At 50.8% G+C, this 19,452-nt stretch carries 18 protein-coding genes and 1 pseudogene; 9 read left to right on the top strand and 10 right to left on the bottom strand.

From position 1 onward, the window contains the following. Positions 1-37 precede the first annotated feature (37 nt). A complete protein-coding gene (locus tag NWF35_RS16745; RefSeq protein WP_363321525.1) occupies positions 38-223 on the top strand; it encodes a helix-turn-helix domain-containing protein in 186 nt (61 codons plus the stop codon). A 102-nt stretch (positions 224-325) separates the two neighbouring features. On the opposite strand, the pseudogene NWF35_RS01725 reads toward NWF35_RS16745, so the two are convergent. The 3 genes and pseudogenes from NWF35_RS01725 to NWF35_RS01715 form a co-directional block, all read right to left on the bottom strand. Continuing rightward, positions 326-984 (bottom strand): annotated as a pseudogene (locus tag NWF35_RS01725) (bis-aminopropyl spermidine synthase family protein). Between the two features lie 406 nt (positions 985-1,390). Continuing rightward, positions 1,391-2,257 carry a phosphotransferase family protein gene (locus tag NWF35_RS01720; protein ID WP_301237371.1) on the bottom strand — a complete coding sequence of 289 codons (867 nt, stop codon included), beginning with the start codon at positions 2,255-2,257 and terminating at the stop codon, positions 1,391-1,393. 226 nt (positions 2,258-2,483) lie between these two features. Then, a complete protein-coding gene (locus NWF35_RS01715; protein ID WP_301237370.1) occupies positions 2,484-3,074 on the bottom strand; it encodes a cupin domain-containing protein in 591 nt (196 codons plus the stop codon). Positions 3,075-3,792: 718 nt separating this feature from the next. Between NWF35_RS01715 and NWF35_RS01710 the strand changes: the two genes are divergently transcribed. After that, the gene (locus NWF35_RS01710) at positions 3,793-3,960 is read left to right on the top strand and encodes a hypothetical protein (RefSeq protein WP_301237369.1); all 168 of its coding nucleotides are present in this window, start codon (positions 3,793-3,795) and stop codon (positions 3,958-3,960) included. An 891-nt stretch (positions 3,961-4,851) separates the two neighbouring features. On the opposite strand, the gene NWF35_RS01705 is transcribed toward NWF35_RS01710, so the two are convergent. From NWF35_RS01705 to NWF35_RS01695, 3 genes are all read right to left on the bottom strand, one after another. Beyond that, the gene (locus NWF35_RS01705; protein WP_212775069.1) at positions 4,852-5,073 is read right to left on the bottom strand and encodes a helix-turn-helix domain-containing protein; all 222 of its coding nucleotides are present in this window, start codon (positions 5,071-5,073) and stop codon (positions 4,852-4,854) included. 491 nt (positions 5,074-5,564) lie between these two features. After that, entirely contained in the window at positions 5,565-6,767 is a 1,203-nt protein-coding gene (locus tag NWF35_RS01700; RefSeq protein WP_301237368.1) for a M24 family metallopeptidase, read from the bottom strand. A gap of 27 nt (positions 6,768-6,794) precedes the next feature. Beyond that, a complete protein-coding gene (locus NWF35_RS01695) occupies positions 6,795-7,214 on the bottom strand; it encodes a hypothetical protein (protein WP_301237367.1) in 420 nt (139 codons plus the stop codon). A 179-nt stretch (positions 7,215-7,393) separates the two neighbouring features. On the opposite strand from NWF35_RS01695, the gene NWF35_RS01690 reads away from it, so the two are divergent. Both NWF35_RS01690 and NWF35_RS01685 read left to right on the top strand, forming a co-directional pair. Next, on the top strand, positions 7,394-7,603 hold the full coding sequence (locus NWF35_RS01690; RefSeq protein ID WP_301237366.1) for an alpha/beta-type small acid-soluble spore protein: 210 nt from the start codon (positions 7,394-7,396) through the stop codon (positions 7,601-7,603). A gap of 124 nt (positions 7,604-7,727) precedes the next feature. After that, positions 7,728-8,456 (top strand): hypothetical protein, encoded by a 729-nt coding sequence (locus NWF35_RS01685; RefSeq protein WP_301237365.1) that lies wholly within the window; start codon positions 7,728-7,730, stop codon positions 8,454-8,456. Between the two features lie 46 nt (positions 8,457-8,502). Here the strand turns inward: NWF35_RS01685 and NWF35_RS01680 are convergent, their stop codons facing one another. Then, the gene (locus NWF35_RS01680; RefSeq protein ID WP_301237364.1) at positions 8,503-10,119 is read right to left on the bottom strand and encodes a M2 family metallopeptidase; all 1,617 of its coding nucleotides are present in this window, start codon (positions 10,117-10,119) and stop codon (positions 8,503-8,505) included. A 290-nt stretch (positions 10,120-10,409) separates the two neighbouring features. Here NWF35_RS01680 and NWF35_RS01675 point away from each other — a divergent pair, with 290 nt between their 5' ends. The 5 genes from NWF35_RS01675 to NWF35_RS01655 all read left to right on the top strand — a co-directional run bounded on the left by NWF35_RS01675 (position 10,410) and on the right by NWF35_RS01655 (position 16,064). Then, positions 10,410-10,742, top strand: coding sequence for a winged helix-turn-helix transcriptional regulator (locus tag NWF35_RS01675; RefSeq protein ID WP_301237363.1), 333 nt, complete (start codon positions 10,410-10,412; stop codon positions 10,740-10,742). A gap of 45 nt (positions 10,743-10,787) precedes the next feature. After that, on the top strand, positions 10,788-11,033 hold the full coding sequence (locus tag NWF35_RS01670; RefSeq protein WP_301237362.1) for a DNA alkylation repair protein: 246 nt from the start codon (positions 10,788-10,790) through the stop codon (positions 11,031-11,033). Positions 11,034-11,463: 430 nt separating this feature from the next. Continuing rightward, complete coding sequence (locus tag NWF35_RS01665; protein ID WP_301237361.1) at positions 11,464-13,005, top strand: fumarate hydratase; 1,542 nt, start codon at positions 11,464-11,466, stop codon at positions 13,003-13,005. 79 nt (positions 13,006-13,084) lie between these two features. Next, entirely contained in the window at positions 13,085-15,091 is a 2,007-nt protein-coding gene (locus NWF35_RS01660) for a penicillin-binding transpeptidase domain-containing protein (RefSeq protein ID WP_301237360.1), read from the top strand. 88 nt (positions 15,092-15,179) lie between these two features. Continuing rightward, positions 15,180-16,064 carry a DUF1002 domain-containing protein gene (locus NWF35_RS01655; RefSeq protein ID WP_301237359.1) on the top strand — a complete coding sequence of 295 codons (885 nt, stop codon included), beginning with the start codon at positions 15,180-15,182 and terminating at the stop codon, positions 16,062-16,064. Between the two features lie 117 nt (positions 16,065-16,181). Here NWF35_RS01655 and sdhB read toward each other — a convergent pair whose 3' ends face one another. From sdhB to NWF35_RS01640, 3 genes are read right to left on the bottom strand one after another with little or no spacing between them, the layout of a single operon-like run. Beyond that, on the bottom strand, positions 16,182-16,934 hold the full coding sequence (sdhB, locus tag NWF35_RS01650; protein WP_301237358.1) for a succinate dehydrogenase iron-sulfur subunit: 753 nt from the start codon (positions 16,932-16,934) through the stop codon (positions 16,182-16,184). Then, positions 16,931-18,691, bottom strand: a complete 1,761-nt coding sequence (sdhA, locus tag NWF35_RS01645; protein WP_301237357.1) for a succinate dehydrogenase flavoprotein subunit — start codon at positions 18,689-18,691, stop codon at positions 16,931-16,933. Before sdhA ends, sdhB begins: the two co-directional genes overlap by 4 nt. Before the next feature lie 16 nt (positions 18,692-18,707). After that, entirely contained in the window at positions 18,708-19,358 is a 651-nt protein-coding gene (locus tag NWF35_RS01640) for a succinate dehydrogenase cytochrome b558 subunit (RefSeq protein ID WP_301237356.1), read from the bottom strand. Positions 19,359-19,452 lie beyond the last annotated feature (94 nt).

Below are 19,452 nucleotides of genomic sequence, written 5' to 3'. Positions count from 1 at the left end.
GTGAACCTGGATTTCTTCAATCAGCACTTGGAAAACCTTGTACAGATCCACACATACTGAACTAGTAGAGCGGCTGGGAGTATCCAAATCTCAAGTATCTCAAGACGAGCGTAATGAGTATCACGGTGCAAGTATCGAAAAGCTAAAAAAGATTGCATATGCTCTGGGTGTCCCCCTCGTCATCGCCCCAAAGGAAGTCGCAAATGAAGTTCTCACTGTTTGAGGACTTTTTTCCCCAGACAGGAATATCAATTGAGCAGGCACCTTTTGGTGCCCGCTCTACTTTATATCAACTTTAATAAGTCGGGGGCGCAGCCTTTGAGGGCTATTCTTGCAGAGTACCGCAGAACTCTTCGTCGTAGTAGAGGTCCTGCCCAAGCTCCACCCGATCGAAGAAGAGGGGCCGAGGCTCCTCAATCAGCTCCAGTCGGTAGACAGTGCTGACATAGAAGGGGATATCGGGCTCCTTGACCGGCACCGGTGCCACGCGTGTCCAGTCCAAAGCCACAATGTCCTCCAACAGATAGTCATTGAAGGCGCCCAGCATGTCCGTGATGGCAAAGCCCATGTCGAGAATGCCCCGCTGGATCTGCCGCCATTTCCGCCAAGAGGCCTCCAGGTATGAGAGGCCAAAGTAGCCCGGGCACCGGACCCACGCAGCCCCTCTGTGCAGCGGCTCAGGAAGAGCAGGAGGCCCTTGACGGTGTCGACTGGGTCCGTTAAGAACACATCAAACTGTCCACGGAGGTGGGACGGCAGCCTATCCCGTGCGTCGTAGACCTCGGCGTGGACGTGGTCCCATCCACGGTCCCGCGCCACGTCGCGGATAAAGCTGACGATGCGCTCATCCCCATCCAAGACACAGATGCGTCGCGGCAGCCCCGAGAGCGCGGCCGCAATGCCCATGAGGTCGTCGTCGCCCAGCAGCAGAATGTCGCGACCCACCAGATCGCCCTGCTGGGCCATCATGGCCAGCCGTCGCACGGTGGTCTCGGGTGTCACGTACCCCTGGTCAAATTCGGGCGTAGCCTTGGGCCGAATGGCCACGCCTGGAAATCCGCAAGGACATGGCGGAATATGCTCAAATGTTGTTGCACCCCAATTGGCCTTCTACTTTTGTCAAAGACCAGTATACCATTCATTTTTTCCATCCAATAAAAGCACCTCAAGTGTGCTTTCAGATATCACTGACTTGGTTCCTTTACCTGTAGGTCGAAATACAAGTGCTTCTGGGCAGAATCTAGCTTAATTAATCGTCCACTTGTAGAAGAGAATCTGCTTGTTCGGCAGCTTCTTCTTCCTACTTCAAATTAAACAGACGGTGCATCTCATGAATAACTTTCCAAAACTCATCTTTGGAATATCCTAAATTCTTTAATACCACTGTAGTTTATATACAAAATTCCTTATTTAGAGTCCAATCTAAACGACGAATCCACTCGTCTTGCACATCCTTTGCAGCATTTTTCACACGCAACAATATATTCAAAATTTTATCAATACAATAAGCCTTTATGAGATTAGGTTCATAAGAAATTCTTTTATGTAAAACATATCCATTAATAAAGGATTCAAAGAGCAAATCAGCCTCGTCCGGATAATGGTAATTCGTAAACCAATATACCCACGCCAAATCATTTAACGGATGCGCCCACTCTGCCCACTCCCAATCCAGTACAGACAACTGCTTTCCCTGTGATATCAATATGTTATGTGGCCCATAATCCCCATGGGTTAATACCCACTCACTTTCACTTTCCTTAATGATTGATAGGATCTCGTCTGATGACGTTTTTAATGACAAAGGTACAAAGTCCAAGTCGAACACCATTTCTCTCAGAGAACCCAAGGAACTTTTTCTAATAATTCCACATCCATCTGCGCGATAGGCAATTGCATGAATATGAGAAGCAAGAGATATACCAAGCAACTTGTATAATTCAATAGCTTCATTCCACTTGTGATCGTCTAAAATGAACTGACCGTTTATTCCTTCTCGGTAATCCATAATCATTATTCTAAAATCGAACAGATCGAATGTTTCATATAAAGAAGGGATTATGTTTTCTCCTTTAAGTAAACCGAGACAGCCAATTTCGTTTAAAGTATCCTGATTATCCCTTCGTGCAATCTTGGCAACTAATAATGGCTCAGTTCCGTCCATCAAAACTGTCGAGTTCGTATAACCTCCTTTTAATGGAGTTATTTTCAATGCACCGTATCGCTTCATCAGTTTTTCCAAAATTTGTTCTATCATTTTGGATGACCTCATTCTTTCAAGTCAGGTGTGAACAATCCATATATTACTCTAGTTGAGCAAAAACGCATATGTCCGCTAATGAAAACGGACATATCCTTGAGATGACGAGAAACCCAAATATCCGATTCACCCACTGGTATTTGACTTAGGCGGGGAAAACATTAGCTTGGTCTGTTGTTTTGGGTGAGCTTTTCTTGATGATCTCCAGATAGACGGATCCATCTTAACTCTTCGCTACATATTTGAGCAGACGAACGGGCTCATCAGCCGTCAATTCCACTTTTTCTCCATCAAAAATAAAAAGTTGCTTCTTCTTCCAATCGATGAAGACTTTGAATGCGTCCAGTTCCTCCGGCTCTTCGTAGCGCCCGTGAACGAGAACGGTCTGAAAAGATGAATATTCTGATGAAACGTTTACCTCTTCTTCGGCGTGAACTTTGCGGCGTTCCACGGGAACTTTTCGCACGACTGGGTCGTCATCATCGGGATAGGCCAATCCGATTTTACTGGGGGTGACAAAAACAAGCAGGTGAACCGGCTCGTTTTCTTTGTTTAGGTACCCGTGCAAGACATTTTGCCAGCCGAATACGATGCTGCCCGGCTCGGCTTTGATTGTTTCGCGATTGCCCACAAAATAGGTCAAGTTTCCGGACAACACCAAGGCGCAATCCTCGCCGGAAGTGTGAATGTGCGCTCCCAACCCTTGGTGATACGGGAAGATGATCTCGTACAGACTGGTGTTTTTCCCCTTGCTGGAATAAAGTAGTTCGTTTTTGTAAACAGACCAGGGATCAGAAAGAAGAAGCCTTCTCATATTTCTCACCTCTGGCATCGCTTGTTTGAACTTAATCTTATTTATGAACATTACTAAATAAAAAAATATATAAATTTGAGCTTAATGACAACTCCCTTTTGCCACAGTCTCCTCAATTCCTCAACCCTGTACGTTAACCTGAAAAATGTGAACTAACCAAGTGAAAATCCCCCATATGCTAATACCAAATATCGTGGATAAAAGTAATGAAACGTGATACCTCAGACAAAGAACGATAACCAGTAAAAGGAGAGTGGTTGGATCTTTTTGGGGGTTTGCACGGGAATCGAACCCGTAATCGTTGGCCAACTATGGCCCTCCATGGAACCCATAATAAAAAATACTACTATGGGTCCGCGAATCATGGCTCAGCGTCTTGTGGTTTACCCACTCCTTGTCATCAAAAAAAGCGAACGGAGAAATAAAGGCGGTCGTTTAAGAAAGTTACGGCTTAATTTTTAGGCCTGTGGCCCTGGGAGAGGGTTGTTTTCCGGTTAGCCCTCTCATCCGGGTTGTAGAGGATTCGGTCCACGAGCGCCCTATGTGGATCGAATTCTCCGCGCATATCTAATCTCTCATTAAAATGATAATTTTTTAATATGTTTGGATTGCATTGGTTTAACAAAGTGTTTATGAACGAAGAAGGAAAAAGGATTTTCGTGTCTAATTAGATACATCGCTTATACACTTTTATATTACTTCAAAGGAGGACACGATTATGGAAGCTCAAAAAATAAATTATTCAAACAACAAAGATGAGCGACATAATTATCCGGTTAATATCAATTTATATGAGAAGTACCTAGATCCACAAACAAAAAAAGGCATTATCAATTTCATCAAACGGTTATCTTATGCTCCCCACTCTAAAGAGACAAAAAACTAAAGCAAGAGTAAGGTGGGTGAAGCCATTGGAAGAAATCGTAACCATAGCCTGTCAATGTGGTAAAGTATTTCAAGTCGACAAAAAACAGTATCTTAATTTTAACAGCTTAATCCAATGCCCTGTCTGTGAAACAATCATCCAACCCACTGACCACTTTGAGGAAGACAATATAAACAAGTAATTTTAAAGAATCAAATGAGGGCGTACAAGGCTGTTAGTCACCCGTAGCATCCTCATCAGGGCGTCTGTACTAACTTCGAACCCTTGGAATGGAGCGGGGGATAGCGATGAGCGTCAATAACGGAGGAAATTCACCTCCCTTGATAGAATTTTTTCGCCCCGCTCCAAACCCCTACATATTGCGTGCCTGCAAAGTGTTTTTCGGATCGACGAGCACCACCCGTTTACTGGCCTATTCTGCCTTGTAGACGATGAACTCTTCGAGAGGACATGTTGACCTGCCCAGACGTCACACAAAGAAACCCACCCATTCATCTGCTACACAAGAGGGATCATAAATCATGACCCGATGATCTCCTGTTCCAAACGGGTATCGTAAGACACGAACTCCTGCACTTTGGCCCCTCCCACTACGCACGCTGTTTTTTCTGCTTGTACAGGAGCTCCCGGTATTGCAACTAAATCTTCATCCAACATTTGGCCGTGCCGGATTCGATCGCATATAGTTCGCGATTTTCTGAATGGAAAACGCTAACCCAATGATACTGGCGTAGTATATATAATAGAATCGGAAGTTTCCTGGCTCAACGATTCGAGACAAGGGATTGCCACCTTTGACTTGACTGGCCGTTAGACAACAAGAAAGTTGATATATCCCTTTCACCCCAAACAAAAAACCCTACGTTCACGTAGGGTTTTGCGTGACGAGGGTCAGATTTTCAACTCTCCTAATCGCACAAGTTCAACAACCGCCTGCGACCGTCCTTTTACGTTGAGTTTCTGCATCACGTTCGAAATATGATTGCGGACGGTTTTCTCGCTGATAAACAGTTGTTGAGCAATATCCTTGGTGGTCTTGTCTTGGACCAGTAACTCGAACACTTCCCTCTCCCTGTTGGTCAACAGGGGCTTCCCTTTCTGGTTGGTCAAAATATGCCACCCCTCTTTGCTCGAGCTCTTAGAACACGAGGGTCGGGACTCAGTCAGATTATTGTATGAACAGGCTTATTCGCGGGTGATGGGGAGAGGCGAAATTAGGCGATTATCCGGTTTTTCAGCCTGAAACCCTCGACACGGTGTCATCGTATTCAAATCGGCATCTATCTGTGAGTGGGAAACAAACCCGTTGTCAAGCGATTTTTAAAGGCGAACAAAAAAAGCCCTTCACCCGGCGCGAAGGGTCAGTACCTTTTCCATTAATAAAGGATGGCCTGCTTCCCACGAGAACCATGGAGCGTGTGCATTACAGGCACGAGAGGGAAACAGGCTCACCCGGCACAAGTGATTGACCAGACCTACTCCATCAACTTGATCCTTGTGAGGTGACAGCACAACCCGCAACTTGGGCGTGGTCCAAAGTGGAAACAGACTGTGAATCAAACGGCGACCGTGAAAGTGTCCTTCAGGGACTTCAGCCTGATGGATCACGCCCGCACCCGGACGATCTCTTCGGTAGCGGTGGTCAACGACTGCAAACCATCTGCCGTCACGACATACGTGTTTTCGATACCGATCACACCCCGTCCGGGGAAGGTGAATTTCGGCTCCACCGCGATCACCATTCCCTCCTCCAACGGTTGATCGAACCCGCGTGCCAAAACGGGCAGTTCATCCAACTCCAATCCGACGCCGTGTCCCAAAAATTTGGCCTGATCTTCGCCGTATCCCATAAAATGATCCACCAAACCGGCTTCATCCGCCATTTTCAATGCTTCCACGTACAACGCTTCCCAAGATACCCCCGGTTTTCCCTTTTCCTCTGTTGCCTTCAGGATCCGGCGTGTGGTCCTGTAGGCGTGTTCCAGATCGGCATCCAGCTCACCAATGACCGCCAGCCGCGTTTGATCGATGATATATCCTTCAATCACCGCACTGATATCCACCAGAATCGGCTCACCCACTCGGATTTCTTTCCAACCTGCCCCCTGTGGACTGGCGGTGCTCAAGCCTAACCCGCCAGCGGGTCCATCGAAGTAAGTGGGAGCAGCAGCGGCCGCTCCTGAGGCGACCATGCCCAGCACAAGCTCTTGATTGAAGGCGCGCATTCGGTATAGGTTGATATTCCCCTTCAACCGTAAGCGCCGTTCAATTTCGGCTGCCAGCTCCACTTCCCGCATACCTGGTTTTAGCATTTCCGGAAGCGCTTCCACGATCTCCCGCACACAAGTGGCTGCTCGTTTTAATTGATTTAATTCGTAATCCGATTTGACAGCTCGTTGCAGTCGAAGTGGAAACGAAATATCCGTCATTTCGGCTTTCGGGAACAATTTATTGGCGTAAAACGTTGCCTGCGCATACGGCAATACATCCAATTCCATCCCCACACGGCGAATGGGGCCGAAGCGCTCCGCAATCCGTTGCGGCAATTCCCGCATTCGTCCCATCGGCTCCACCGGCACGGAGGATTCACGCTTCGCACGAGTGACACTTTTTTTCACGTAAAGGCACGGATCACCTGTCCGGGGAACGAAAAGCAAACCGTATTGCATCGTTCCCGTTAGATAGTACAAATCGATATTTTGAGCGATCAGGGCGCCGTCCAGTTCCATCCGATCCAACGTCTGTTGAAACCGTCGGTAACGCCGTTCGATCTCCTCCACTGGTACAAGTGGTAGTTGGTTGTCCATCCCGATCCCTCCCAAACTTCCTTACCTTTATCCCCTTTCGCGAAAAAATGGAGGCTTCCCTGCTTGACAAAACAGAACGGGTAAGGAATGGAAATGCTCTCGAATCCATCTGATCGCCCGCTGATCCGTCGTGACGGCCCAATCCGCCGCGTGAAGTTGTAAACAGCGAACGCCCCATTCGTGCGGACTCAGCTGCACGCGGGGAAATGGTAATGTAGAAAAAGCAAACACCGTGTCACCGTACTGCAAGCATTCCCTCAAACACCGCCTGATCGAGTATTCCGGCGAAGAACGCAATAGATGAACCGGCTCAAAGCCGATGCGCTCAATCAGACGCCGGGCATCTTGCCGCTTATCCGGAGACTTGCGAGAACCATTGGAAGCTTGCAACACAGGAAATTGCTTGACCAAATGGACAAAGGGAATCCCGTGGAAAAACATGGGCATTTATCACTCCTCTCGGATTAGCATACCCGAGAAAGGCCGTCTCACACGGCTTTTCCGACTTTGTCACCTGACTCATCTGATTCGACGGATTTTTTCGGTTGGATTGGTATAATTCGGCCTTTGCATCACAAACTACAAACAGAGCTTGCAAGCTAATCCATAACGAAGAGGTGGAAAGAATGCCACGTAACAACCGAATTTTGTCTCCTGGTGCTCGTCAAGCCCTGGATCAAATGAAAGCCGAAATCGCCCAGGAATTTGGTGTTCAGCTGGGTCCCGACACGACGTCCCGCGCTAACGGTTCTGTCGGTGGGGAAATTACGAAGCGCCTGGTCGCTTTGGCCGAACAACAAATGAGTGGACAAGCAGCTGCGGCGGTTCGTCGATAAACAATCATGGTTCTTTCTTCCCGCAACCCCCTGCAATAGGGGGTTGTTTATTTGTGCGCATGAGCCAAGCCGTATTCGACATAACGTTGCAATAAACGTTAGCTCATTTGACGGAGGAATCGCAATGATCCGCCAATCGCCCGGGGTGTCGACCACTTCTCTCGCTTCCGTCCCCATGGAACAGCACTGGCCTGTACTTCCTGCTCCCGTTTTAGCCTTTTTGGAGTTGGAACAAGATGTATACTTTTCCCATCTTTCTCCCGCGGACGTGCGAATGTATATCCGATCAGCCATGGAGTGGGGAGAACAGGCCGCCCAAAAGCATCTCTACGATGGCCGACTCACCCATCTGATCAATCGAATGATCGCCAGCGGTATCCGGGTCCGCTTTCTCGACCATGCCTCTCCTCACATCGCAACGCGCGCCCAATATCGTGGCAAACCCCCGACTATCGACATCTATCGTCCTTCCCTCAAGCAGTTGGCTCATTTTTTTGAACGCTCCGGATACCGTGTCTCATCAGATGATCTGGTCGCACTGCATCTCACGCATGAGTGGTTTCATCATCTGGAGATACATACCATCGGCCGCACGGATCGCATTTTACCCAAAGTCCCTATCAAACGTTGGGGGCCGTTCACGTGGAGGGAATATGTCGGGAAGACCAGGGAAATCGCCGCCCATGCGTTTACACAACGTTCATTGGGATTATCGTGGTTTCCCACCTTGGTGGACCATCTGCTGTTATATATGGAGAAGGGATGGTCCAAAACCCAAATTCGCGAACACTTCCAACATGTGAAACAACGATATCACAAGTTGATTCAGTCCGATAAAAACGACAAAGAATAAGGTGTATCGATGACATAAAGCGCCTTCGAGCCACCCAACACGCTCTCTATTCCGCCGCAGCCCCATCTGACTTCGCTACAAAAGGCTCCAGAAACCGTTCGACGTTCAACCGTTCACCGGTCGCTTGCTCCAACAGGTCCTGCCAATGATACCGTGCACCGGGGCGGAATATTCGCTCTCTCAAAAACGCACCTGCATGGGCGTTGTTGACCAACGGATGAGACGCTTCCCCATTTGATGGCAAAGCGTTGAAAATTTGTGAAGCGATCCATTCTCCCAACAAATAGTTCTGGTAATACACCGGAGAGGTGCCCAGGTGAATCTTGGCTGCCCAGTCCGGGGCACGGCGACCCTCCGGACGGGGGACAAATTGAAACCGCTCCACGTAATCCCACCACAATGTGTCCAGATCACCCGTCGGATTGCGATATAGATCCCGTTCAAAATGGATCATCACCAGACACCAGCGAATAAACACCAGCATGGACAATGCGGATTGTTTGCGAAGTGACGCATCCTTCTCCGCCACCCAGGATTCAGGGATACCAGCCACTTCAGTCAACCACACCGGGTCGTGAATCAGACGTCCCATCAGCATGGCAACCGCCTCCGTCGTCGCGATATGGGCATAACGCCGGAGTAGATAGGGCAAATCCCGATCGACGTTGGCATCGTAGACGGCATGTCCCAGTTCGTGTAACAAAATTTCCATCCATTTCGCATTGGGTCGTAAGTTACACAGCACCCGTACATCTCCGCGACGATCCATATCCAAACAAAACGCATGCTGACTTTTTCCGTCTCGCTCGTACAAATCACTGCGCCTGAGGATCTCTTCCACGTCCAATCCCATTCCCCGGAAGGTTCGAGCCGCCAGTTCTTCCAGATTCCGATCGCGGAAATGTGAATCCAGATCCAAGTCAAATACCGGTGGTGCCTCCTGAAAAAACGGGTCGGTATAATGCCATGGACGCAATCCTTCGGGCCGCAAGTTGGGATATTGCTTGGCCAATACAGCGTCCATCTCCTTTTTCAGATCGGCGTACGGCCCGTCTGTCCGGGAACAAATCGCTTCCAAAGATGTAAACAGTTCCTCTTCCTCAATTTCGCTCAATGTGAGCGACATATGATAGTAATCGCGGAACCCTTTTTCTACCGCCAGTTCGTTGCGCAGTTCGGCCAACCTGCGGATGGAATCAGCCACCACTACGCCAATCTGCTTGCTGGCGCGCCACACCTTTTTTCGTTTGTACGGATCTTTTTCGGTGCGAAGAATTTCACTGATCTCGTTTTGGGTGACCGTTTTTCCCTCCACCTCAGCACGGAACCGGACAAACGCCCCCTCGATCTCCGTTTGCAGACGAGCCACCTCCTCAATTTTCCGGGGATTGCTCGGGTTCATGGCCATATCCTTATATAACAGAGTCAATTGTCGACGAATCAACGGGTCGGTGATATCTGCTTTCCGCAACGTTTCCAGCCGGTCAAACCGCTCAGGATCGGCCATCATCCGCATGCGTTCCCGCAAGGCTTCGGCGAGCGCCTCCTCATGCTTTTGTTCGCCGGTAGTACTCGCATTCCAATATGCTTCGTTCAGCCGACGATCCGCCTGCTCCCATTGCGGAACCCATTCCTGTATAAATGATTTTGCCTCTTGGTCCATCCTCTCTCTCCTCTCACACGTTTGTCCTTTCAGTGTTTCCATCACATTGATGTTCCATCTTTGCTCCTTATCCTGTGCTTCGTTAGGCTGAAAAAGATGAGACGCACACAGTAAACCTAGTTCTCGCCTTCTCTTTTGATTCCCTTTTCAACTGAGGGTGGATAACAAAGGGGGTTACTGGCTATACTTAAATAAAATATGTTACTTCTTTATATAAACTGAAACAAACCGCGATATAATGACGTTTTTGCTTCTCTTTGCTACAATAATAGAAGTGAGGTGAGCCAACGATGGCAGACCGTTGCATCTGTCCGAAATATGAGGCGGCGATGGAGATCCTGGCCAAGAAATGGACCGGATTGATCATCCGCGTATTGTTGGACGCCCCCCGACGCTTTCGCGACATCCGTGAACAGATTCCGCAAATGAGCGAACGGATGCTGGCCGAACGGTTAAAGGAGCTGGAAGCGCACGGCATCCTGGAACGGAAAGTGTATCCGGAGACACCTGTTAGGATCGAGTATAGTCTGACTCCCAAAGGGGAAGGCTTGTCTCCCGTCATCCAGTCCATCGAAAAATGGGCTGACCAATGGGTGGAGTTCAAAGAAGCCAAACAGGTATGATTGTCGGCAAAGCGGGCAGTCTACTAGGGACAGGAGGTGTTGGGGATGGAAACTCCTTACCTTTGTCCCTCGTGCGGCACCAACCGCAGTCGGTTTCACGTGATCGAACAAGTGGCGCAATCGGTGAGAAAGGACCCCAAAACGGGGGAGATTGTGGGCAGCATCAGTCCCGATGATCCGTTGTACATTCCCTATAGTGGCGAAAAAGTCCGTGTACAGTGCGGTGTATGCGGATTGATCGAATCGGAACAATTGTTTATCAAAGCCGCTGAACGAAACCGATTGATGTAATCGTTTTACTGCCCGCCATAGCGTTTAGAGGGTGTCCAGTGTATCGGGACGCGTCATCTCCCTGTGTCAAAACGGGAAGAAACGCGTCTTCTTTCATTTGAAAAGAAAATCCGGCTCGTATCAACCCAACTCTGTCTGATTGAGATAATAGGATCGTCAGACGCGGGACGGCTTCGGCCCTCTCGCAAGTCCGACCGAATTTTGATACAATCAATCTGTGGAGTGCGGAAACACTGAAAACTACTAGTGAGAGAAACGGAAATAGGCTTGGGCGAAGCCTTCGTGGACGGATGTGGATCTGCCACACCAGATGAAGCGAGAAGCCCACAGCGACCAAAGGGATTGCCTTTGGTTTGATGCCGTGTAGAGTAAGTCTCGATAACATCGGATGAGAAGGAAGCTGAATTCCAAGGCAAAAGGGGTTTCGAACATGCGCGCACTCAAGGAATCCATGTTGAAATTGATCACGGAAACCTCGACCAATCTGCCCCCGGACGTGCGTGCCGCCATCCAACGCGCCAAAATGCGCGAGAACGCCGGCACGCGGGCAGGATTGGCGCTCTCCACCATCTCGGACAATATTCGGATGGCGGAAGAAAACGTTTCCCCGATTTGTCAGGACACCGGGATGCCGACGTTTGAGATTCGCGTCCCCGTCGGTGTCAACCAAATCCGCATGAAGGAAGCGATCCACGAAGCGATTGCCGAAGCAACCCGCTTGGGCAAACTGCGACCCAACTCCGTGGACTCGCTCACGGGGAAAAACAGCGGAGACAACCTGGGGCCGGGGATTCCGGTGATTCATTTTGAACAGTGGGAAAAAGACGAAATCGAGGTGCGCCTGATCCTGAAAGGCGGGGGTTGTGAAAACAAAAACATCCAATACAGCCTCCCCTGTGAACTGGAAGGATTGGGTCGAGCGGGTCGGGATTTGGATGGAATCCGCAAATGCATCCTGCACGCCGTCTACCAAGCACAGGGCCAAGGTTGCAGTGCCGGTTTTATCGGCGTGGGCATCGGCGGCGACCGGACGACCGGATATCAACTTGCCAAAGAGCAATTGTTCCGCCCGGTACACGACGTCAACCCCAACCCTGAGTTGGCCAAATTGGAAGCGTATATCATGGAAGCGGCCAACCAGTTGGGCATCGGTACGATGGGATTCGGCGGCGATGTCACGCTGTTGGGTTGCAAGATCGGCGCCATCAACCGAATTCCGGCGAGCTTCTTCGTCTCGGTCGCCTACAATTGTTGGGCGTTTCGTCGGCAAGGTGTCGTACTGGACCCTGAAACCGGCGAAATCAGACGATGGCTGTATACCGACGCCCCGAAAGTGGAGGATACTCCTGCCCCCGCAACGACCGGATTGGTTGGCGAAAAGAAGGGCAATCGTGAAATCACCCTCACCACGCCGATCACAGAAGAACAAATCCGGCAACTCCGTGTAGGCGACATCGTCATTCTCAACGGGTTAATCCATACCGGCCGGGATGCCCTGCACAAATACCTGATCGACCACGATTCGCCGGTGGATCTCAACGGCGGCGTAATCTACCATTGCGGCCCGGTAATGCTCAAAGACAAAGACGGCAATTGGGAGGTGAAGGCCGCCGGCCCGACTACGAGTATCCGGGAGGAGCCCTATCAGGCGGACATCATCCGCAAGTTCGGTATCCGTGCGGTCATCGGGAAAGGTGGCATGGGTGAAAAAACACTGGCTGCACTGAAGGAATACGGGGCGGTCTACCTGAATGCCATCGGCGGCGCAGCCCAATATTATGCTGACTGCATCACCGACGTCGAAGGTGTCGATTTTATGGAGTTCGGCATACCGGAAGCCATGTGGCATCTCCGCGTGCGAAACTTTGCCGCCATCGTCACGATGGATGCCCATGGCAACAGCCTGCACAAAGACGTGGAAAAAAGCGCACTGGAGAAACTGGCGCAATTTAAAGACCCCGTTTTCGTCTGACCTCGTAAATCCCAGGGCGGTTCCATTCGGCCGCCCTTTCTCATTCCTGATTTTTATCTGACGGAGGTGAACAGAGTACATGCGCCCCAAAATACTTTCCGCTATCATCTGTATCTTTTTGCTCAGTTTCCTGTCCGGTTGTGAAACGGACCCGGGACCCATGCCTACGATGAAAAACTATCTATCATGGTGGGAACAAGGAAATTATGAGAAAATGTACGACCTGCTGAGTGCCACATCCAAAAAACGCATCAGCAAACAGGATTTCGTCAAGCAGCACCGACAAGTTGCTTCCTTGATCGGTCAGACAAAGATTCAATTGGAACCTGCCAAACCGAAAGGACACGTCATCCCCTTCCGGATGATCCGGTCCACCAAGGAGTTCGGTGATCTGACGTTTCAATCGGCAGCGCATTGGGTGAAGGAAGAAGAGGCCGGATGGCGAATCCAGTGGACACCGTCTCTCCTCCTCCCCGGACTCGGCGAAAACGACCAGATCAAAATCGAGAGCACCAATGAGAACCTGAGAGGAGAGATCTACGACCGCAATGGTGAACCTCTCGCCATCAACCAAGTCAAGTACCATGTGACGGTCCTTCCCAAACAAATCACGGACACCAAAACCCAGCAACAGCTGGCCCAACTATTGGGAATGAGCCCAGCCCAGTTGGCCGGGAAACTGAAGCCGAAGCAATCGGATCGGGTGGAAGTGAGTACGTTAGACCTGGAAGACCGCGGGAAAATATCGGCGTTGAAAGCGATCCCCGGTGTAGATATCCGCATGGAGAGCAAGCGTGTCTACCCGCAAAAAGAGGCGACCGCCCATTTGATCGGTTACATACGCCCCATCTCCTCCGAGCAGTTGAAGGAACTCAAAAACAAGGGATATGTGCAAGGCGACTGGGTCGGTATGCGCGGTTTGGAGCAAGTGTTGGAAGAACGTTTGCGTCCCCGACACGGACAACGTTTGCTGATCGTCGATGCGAACGGACAAATGAAAAAAGTGCTGGCACAACGACCGGGTCAAGACGGCGAGAGCTTTCGTCTTACCATCGATGTGAACACACAACGCCAATTGTACAACGGTATTCGGAATGACAAAGGTGCCGCCGTCGCCATCAACCCGAAAACGGGCGAAGTGCTGGCCATGGTGAGCGCTCCTTCCTACGATCCCAATATGTTCATCAACGGGTTTCCTTCTTCCGAATGGAAACGGATCAACGGCCCGACTATGCCGCTGATGAGCCGGTTCAAATACACATACACGCCCGGTTCCACGATGAAAGGCATCGTGGCGGCCATCGGGTTGGATACGGGGAGAGTAAAGCCCAACACCACCTTTGATACTTCCGCCGGCAAATGGCAAAAGCCCGGCTGGGGTGATTTTTACATCACGCGGGTGCCCAATCCAGGTGGCCCCATCGATCTGCGCAAAGGATTGGCCTGGTCCGACAACATCTATTTCGCGCGGGCAGGCTTGATGATCGGCGTACGAAACATGAACCTATACCTGAAAAAATTCGGCTTTGAAATGGAGATCCCTTTCTCCTACCCGATCGAACCTTCTCAGATCGCCACCAACGGCAAAATCGACAATGAGGTGCAATTGGCCAACAGCTCCTACGGACAGGCGCAAATCGAAGTAAGCCCGTTCCATATGGCCATGATGTATTCCGTGTTCGCTAACAAAGGGAACATCATGCAGCCCGTGTTGATCATGGATGGCAAACATTCTGTCCGGCCCAAAGTGTGGAAAGCGGGTGTCGTCAAGCCGCAAGTGGCCCAGCAAGTTAGAGATCTCTTGACTTCCGTCGTCACTGATCCGCACGGAACTGCCCACAGTCTGGCTGTTTCGGGGGTGAGCATCGCTGCCAAAACGGGGACGGCCGAACTGAAAAAAAGCAAGGATGACAAGAACGGTACGGAATACGGATGGTTGTGCACCATCACTGGCAAACCCGGTAAACAACCCGATCTCGTCACCACCATGTTTGTGGAGGATGTGAAGGATCGAGGCGGCAGTCATTATCTCCTGCCCATGATGAAAACATTTATCCAAAAACATTATGCGACCGGTGGTTCTTGATCCTTCCTTTCTATGAAAAATGATCCATAGATGAAACATCTTCAGGGAAAACTACGTCTATATATAACGAGAAGGGGGTTATTATCAAATGAAGAAAACTTGGCTGAGAAACATCGGCCTCGGCATTCTGAGTGTATTCTTATTTACTTGGATTCTCCCGTCTGTCGCGTCTGCCGACGCCGTGGTGGGAGAAACAGTCGTCACGCTGGGACAAGACCTCACTCCGCAGGAGCGCCAAGCTATTCTCAATGAAATGAACGTGCCCAATGATGTCAAGATCATCGAAGTCACCAATGCGGAAGAGCACCAATACCTCGGAAAATACATGAGTGAAGCGACCATCGGTTCGCGGGCGCTCTCTTCCGCGAAAATCACGCTGACGGACGCCGGGTCCGGTATCAAGGTGCAAACGCACAACATCACCACGATTACCAACGCGATGTATGCGAATGCTTTGATCACCGCAGGCGTCAAAGATGCAGACGTGTATGTCACCGCACCGAAACCGGTGTCGGGCACGGCCGGTCTGACTGGTATCCTGAAGGCGTTTGAGGTGGCCACCGGTACCAAGATCAGCGAAGAGCAAAAACAAGTTGCCAACGAGGAAATCGTGCGCACTGCGGATCTGGCCAAACAAATCGGCAGTGAAAAAGCGACCGAATTCATGTTGAAATTGAAAGAAGAAGTGGCCAAACAACAACCGCAGACACCGGAGGATTTCCGGAACATCGTCGTCAATGTGGCTGGTGATCTCAACATCAACCTGACCAACCAACAGATCAACCAGCTCACCCAGTTCACGCAAAACTTGTCCAACCTGAACATCAACTGGGACAACGTATCTAACCAGCTGAAAAACTTCCAGGATCAATTCCAGCAAGTCCTTAACTCCAAGGAAGCGCAAGGCTTCTTCGCCATGTTAGTTGATTGGTTCTGGAAATTGGTCGATTGGATCCAATCACAGTTCCAGTAAAGACAAAACACCCCTTGACTGTATCGGGTCAAGGGGTGTTTTTGGTATCACACCCTCGACTAACAAAGAAAACCACGGATCGAATGGATCCGTGGTTTCGTAGTTTTCGTGTTCGTGTTATACCGACAACCATTTGCGGAACAACATTTTGGTTCCTTCACGGTTCATTTTGGCGATGGCGGTAGTCAACGGAATGCCTTTGGGGCAGGATTGCACACAGTTTTGCGAGTTGCCGCATTCCTGCAATCCGCCTTCACCCATCAGCGCTTCCAGACGTTCGTCCTTGTTCATCTCGCCCGTCGGATGCGAGTTAAACAATGCCACCTGACCAGCCACGAACGGTCCCATAAACTTGGATCTGCTGTTGACGTTGGGGCAAGCCTCCAAACAAACCCCGCACGTCATACACTTGGACAGCTCGTATCGCCATTGGCGTACCGTTTCCGGAATGCGCGGTCCCGGCCCCAGATCGTAAGTACCGTCGATCGGAATCCACGCTTTCACCCGTTTCAATGTGTCAAACATGCGGCTCCGATCCACGATCAGGTCACGAACGACCGGGAAGGTGCGCATCGGCTCAATCCGTACCGGTTGCTCGAGATGATCGATCAAAGCGGTGCACGCTTGTCGGGGACGTCCGTTAATCACCATGGAGCAGGCACCGCACACTTCTTCCAAACAGTTGGATTCCCACACGACTGGTGTGGTTTCCTTGCCATCCGCGTTGACCGGGTTGCGCTGGATTTCCATCAACGCGGAAATGACGTTCATATTTTTCCGGTATGGGATGCGGAACTCTTCCTTATACGGTTTGGAATCAGGTCCGTCTTGCCGGGTGATGATCAGGTGTACGGTTTGTTGTTCACTCATTGTTTCGCCGCCTCCTCTTTCGCCACGTCATACCGGCGCGGACGCGGTTTGATCAACGAAATGTCGACCGGTTCGTATTCGAAAGCCGGTCCGTCCGCGGTAAATTTGGCCTTGGTCGTTTTCAGCCACTCTTCGTCGTTCCGATCCGGGAACTCGGGTTTGTAGTGAGCACCGCGGCTTTCATTTCGGTGGTAAGCCCCCAGCGTAATCACCCGGGCCAATTGCAGCATGTTCCACAACTGGCGGGTGAAGGAGACGGCTTGGTTGCTCCATTTGCTGGTGTCACTCATATTGATGTTTTGATAGCGTTCCATCAGCTCTTGAATTTTCTCGTCCGTTTTCAACAGGCGGTCATTGTACCGAACGACCGTCACGTTGTCGGTCATCCATTGACCCAGCTCCTGATGCAGTTTGTAGGCGTTTTCGGTGCCATCCATCTTGAGCAGCTGTTCGTATTTGGCTTCCTCGTCTTTGACAATGGACTCATACAACGTGGACGGCAGGTCTTCCGCCGATTTTTCCAATCCGCGCACATATTCGATCGCTTTGGGTCCGGCCACCATGCCGCCAAAGATGCACGACAGAAGCGAGTTGGCCCCGAGACGGTTGGCGCCATGGTACTGATATTCGCACTCACCCGCGGCAAACAACCCGGGGATGTTGGTCATCTGATTGTAGTCGACCCACAATCCACCCATCGAGTAGTGCACTGCCGGGAAGATTTTCATCGGCACTTTGCGCGGGTCTTCACCCATGAACTTCTCATAAATCTCGATGATACCACCCAATTTGATGTCCAGCTCTTTGGGATCTTTGTGGGACAGATCGAGGTAAACCATGTTTTCCCCGTTGATCCCGAGCTTCATGTCCACGCATACCTTGAAGATGGCACGCGTGGCGATATCCCGCGGTACCAGGTTGCCGTATGCCGGGTACATTTCCTCGAGGAAGTACCACGGTTTTCCGTCTTTATAGGTCCAGACACGCCCGCCTTCTCCCCGCGCGGACTCGGACATTAGGCGCAATTTGTCATCGCCTGGGATGGCGGTCGGGTGTACTTGGATGAACTCCCCGTTGGCGTAATAGGCGCCTTGCTGATACACCGCGCTTGCCGCCGAACCGGTGTTGATCATCGAGTTGGTCGATTTGCCGAAGATCATGCCCAAGCCGCCCGTCGCCAGGATCACAGCGTCAGCCAGGAAGGCCTTGATCTCGTGACTGCGCAAGTTTTGCGCCACGATCCCGCGGCAACGACCTTCATCGTCCAAGATCACCTTCAGGAATTCCCAGTGCTCGTACTTGGTGACCCGGCCGGCCACTTCCCAGCGACGAACTTGCTCGTCCAACGCATAGAGCAATTGCTGCCCCGTAGTCGCCCCGGCGTAAGCGGTACGGTGGTGTTTGGTTCCCCCGAAACGGCGGAAGTCGATCAATCCCTCCGGCGTCCGGTTGAACGGTACTCCCATCCGGTCCATCAGGTAAATGATGCCCGGCGCCGCTTCACACATCGCTTTAACCGGGGGTTGGTTGGCCAAAAAGTCCCCGCCGTAGATCGTGTCGTCAAAGTGTTCCCACGGCGAGTCACCTTCCCCTTTGGTGTTGACCGCACCGTTGATGCCGCCCTGCGCACATACCGAGTGGGAACGTTTCACCGGTACGAGCGAGAACAACTCGACATTGGCCCCCGCTTCCGCCGTCTTGATGGCAGCCATCAGACCAGCCAAGCCGCCACCCACAATAATGATTTTCTCGTTCATTGAACAATGCCCCCTTTTAACGCTGCGCCAACTGGTTCAAAAACTCCGGATTGTGGAATGCGAACAGGGCACTGATGCCGATGTACGACACAACCAGGAAAATGACCGCACATACCCAAGTGGATACATACTGTGCACGCGGCCCGACTGTAATGCCCCAGCTGACCAAAAACGACCAAATCCCGTTGCTGAAGTGGAAGACAGCAGCGACAACCCCAATCAGGTACAATCCAAAATTGACGTTGTTGCTGAGGATCTGGTGCATCATTACTGTCAACTCATGCGGTGTCCAGTGGTGCAGAGCCACCTGAATCCGCGATTCCCATACATGCCATCCCACGAAAATGAGCGTGATGACACCGGTAACCCGTTGCAACATGAACATGTAGTTGCGGAACGTGCCGTGATTCACCACGTTGTTTTTCGCCTGGAACGCGATGTGCAGGCCGTACAGCGCATGATACAAGAGCGGCAGGTAGATAAACACCGTTTCCAGGGCGAGCAGGAACGGCAGATTCCAGATCCACTCCACTTTTTCTTGGAAAACAGCGGGGCCTCTGGTCGCAAAATAGTTCGTCAACAAGTGCTCGACCAAAAAAAAGCCCACCGGAATGACACCCAGTAACGAGTGCAGCCGACGGTTGAAGAAACTGCTGTGATTGCTCATCTTGCGCCCTCCAATAACCCCTTGTAAGTTGGATTTTGATCGCGCGATCAAACCGTGATGTCAACCCGCTTCCCAAAGGTTTCGACAAATGCTG

It is taken from the genome of Polycladomyces subterraneus (genome assembly GCF_030433435.1).
Classification (GTDB): domain Bacteria; phylum Bacillota; class Bacilli; order Thermoactinomycetales; family JIR-001; genus Polycladomyces; species Polycladomyces subterraneus.
This window is presented reverse-complemented; position numbering and strand designations above follow the sequence as displayed.

Excerpts from the sequence above, each read along its gene's own strand:
- NWF35_RS01720 (WP_301237371.1), bottom strand. The coding sequence starts at position 2,257 with ATGATAGAACAAATTTTGGAAAAACTGATGAAGCGATACGGTGCATTG.
- NWF35_RS01715 (WP_301237370.1), bottom strand. The coding sequence starts at position 3,074 with ATGAGAAGGCTTCTTCTTTCTGATCCCTGGTCTGTTTACAAAAACGAA.
- NWF35_RS01710 (WP_301237369.1), top strand. The coding sequence starts at position 3,793 with ATGGAAGCTCAAAAAATAAATTATTCAAACAACAAAGATGAGCGACAT.
- NWF35_RS01700 (WP_301237368.1), bottom strand. The coding sequence starts at position 6,767 with ATGGACAACCAACTACCACTTGTACCAGTGGAGGAGATCGAACGGCGT.
- NWF35_RS01695 (WP_301237367.1), bottom strand. The coding sequence starts at position 7,214 with ATGCCCATGTTTTTCCACGGGATTCCCTTTGTCCATTTGGTCAAGCAA.
- NWF35_RS01690 (WP_301237366.1), top strand. The coding sequence starts at position 7,394 with ATGCCACGTAACAACCGAATTTTGTCTCCTGGTGCTCGTCAAGCCCTG.
- NWF35_RS01685 (WP_301237365.1), top strand. The coding sequence starts at position 7,728 with ATGATCCGCCAATCGCCCGGGGTGTCGACCACTTCTCTCGCTTCCGTC.
- NWF35_RS01680 (WP_301237364.1), bottom strand. The coding sequence starts at position 10,119 with ATGGACCAAGAGGCAAAATCATTTATACAGGAATGGGTTCCGCAATGG.
- NWF35_RS01675 (WP_301237363.1), top strand. The coding sequence starts at position 10,410 with ATGGCAGACCGTTGCATCTGTCCGAAATATGAGGCGGCGATGGAGATC.
- NWF35_RS01670 (WP_301237362.1), top strand. The coding sequence starts at position 10,788 with ATGGAAACTCCTTACCTTTGTCCCTCGTGCGGCACCAACCGCAGTCGG.
- NWF35_RS01665 (WP_301237361.1), top strand. The coding sequence starts at position 11,464 with ATGCGCGCACTCAAGGAATCCATGTTGAAATTGATCACGGAAACCTCG.
- NWF35_RS01660 (WP_301237360.1), top strand. The coding sequence starts at position 13,085 with ATGCGCCCCAAAATACTTTCCGCTATCATCTGTATCTTTTTGCTCAGT.
- NWF35_RS01655 (WP_301237359.1), top strand. The coding sequence starts at position 15,180 with ATGAAGAAAACTTGGCTGAGAAACATCGGCCTCGGCATTCTGAGTGTA.
- sdhB (WP_301237358.1), bottom strand. The coding sequence starts at position 16,934 with ATGAGTGAACAACAAACCGTACACCTGATCATCACCCGGCAAGACGGA.
- sdhA (WP_301237357.1), bottom strand. The coding sequence starts at position 18,691 with ATGAACGAGAAAATCATTATTGTGGGTGGCGGCTTGGCTGGTCTGATG.
- NWF35_RS01640 (WP_301237356.1), bottom strand. The coding sequence starts at position 19,358 with ATGAGCAATCACAGCAGTTTCTTCAACCGTCGGCTGCACTCGTTACTG.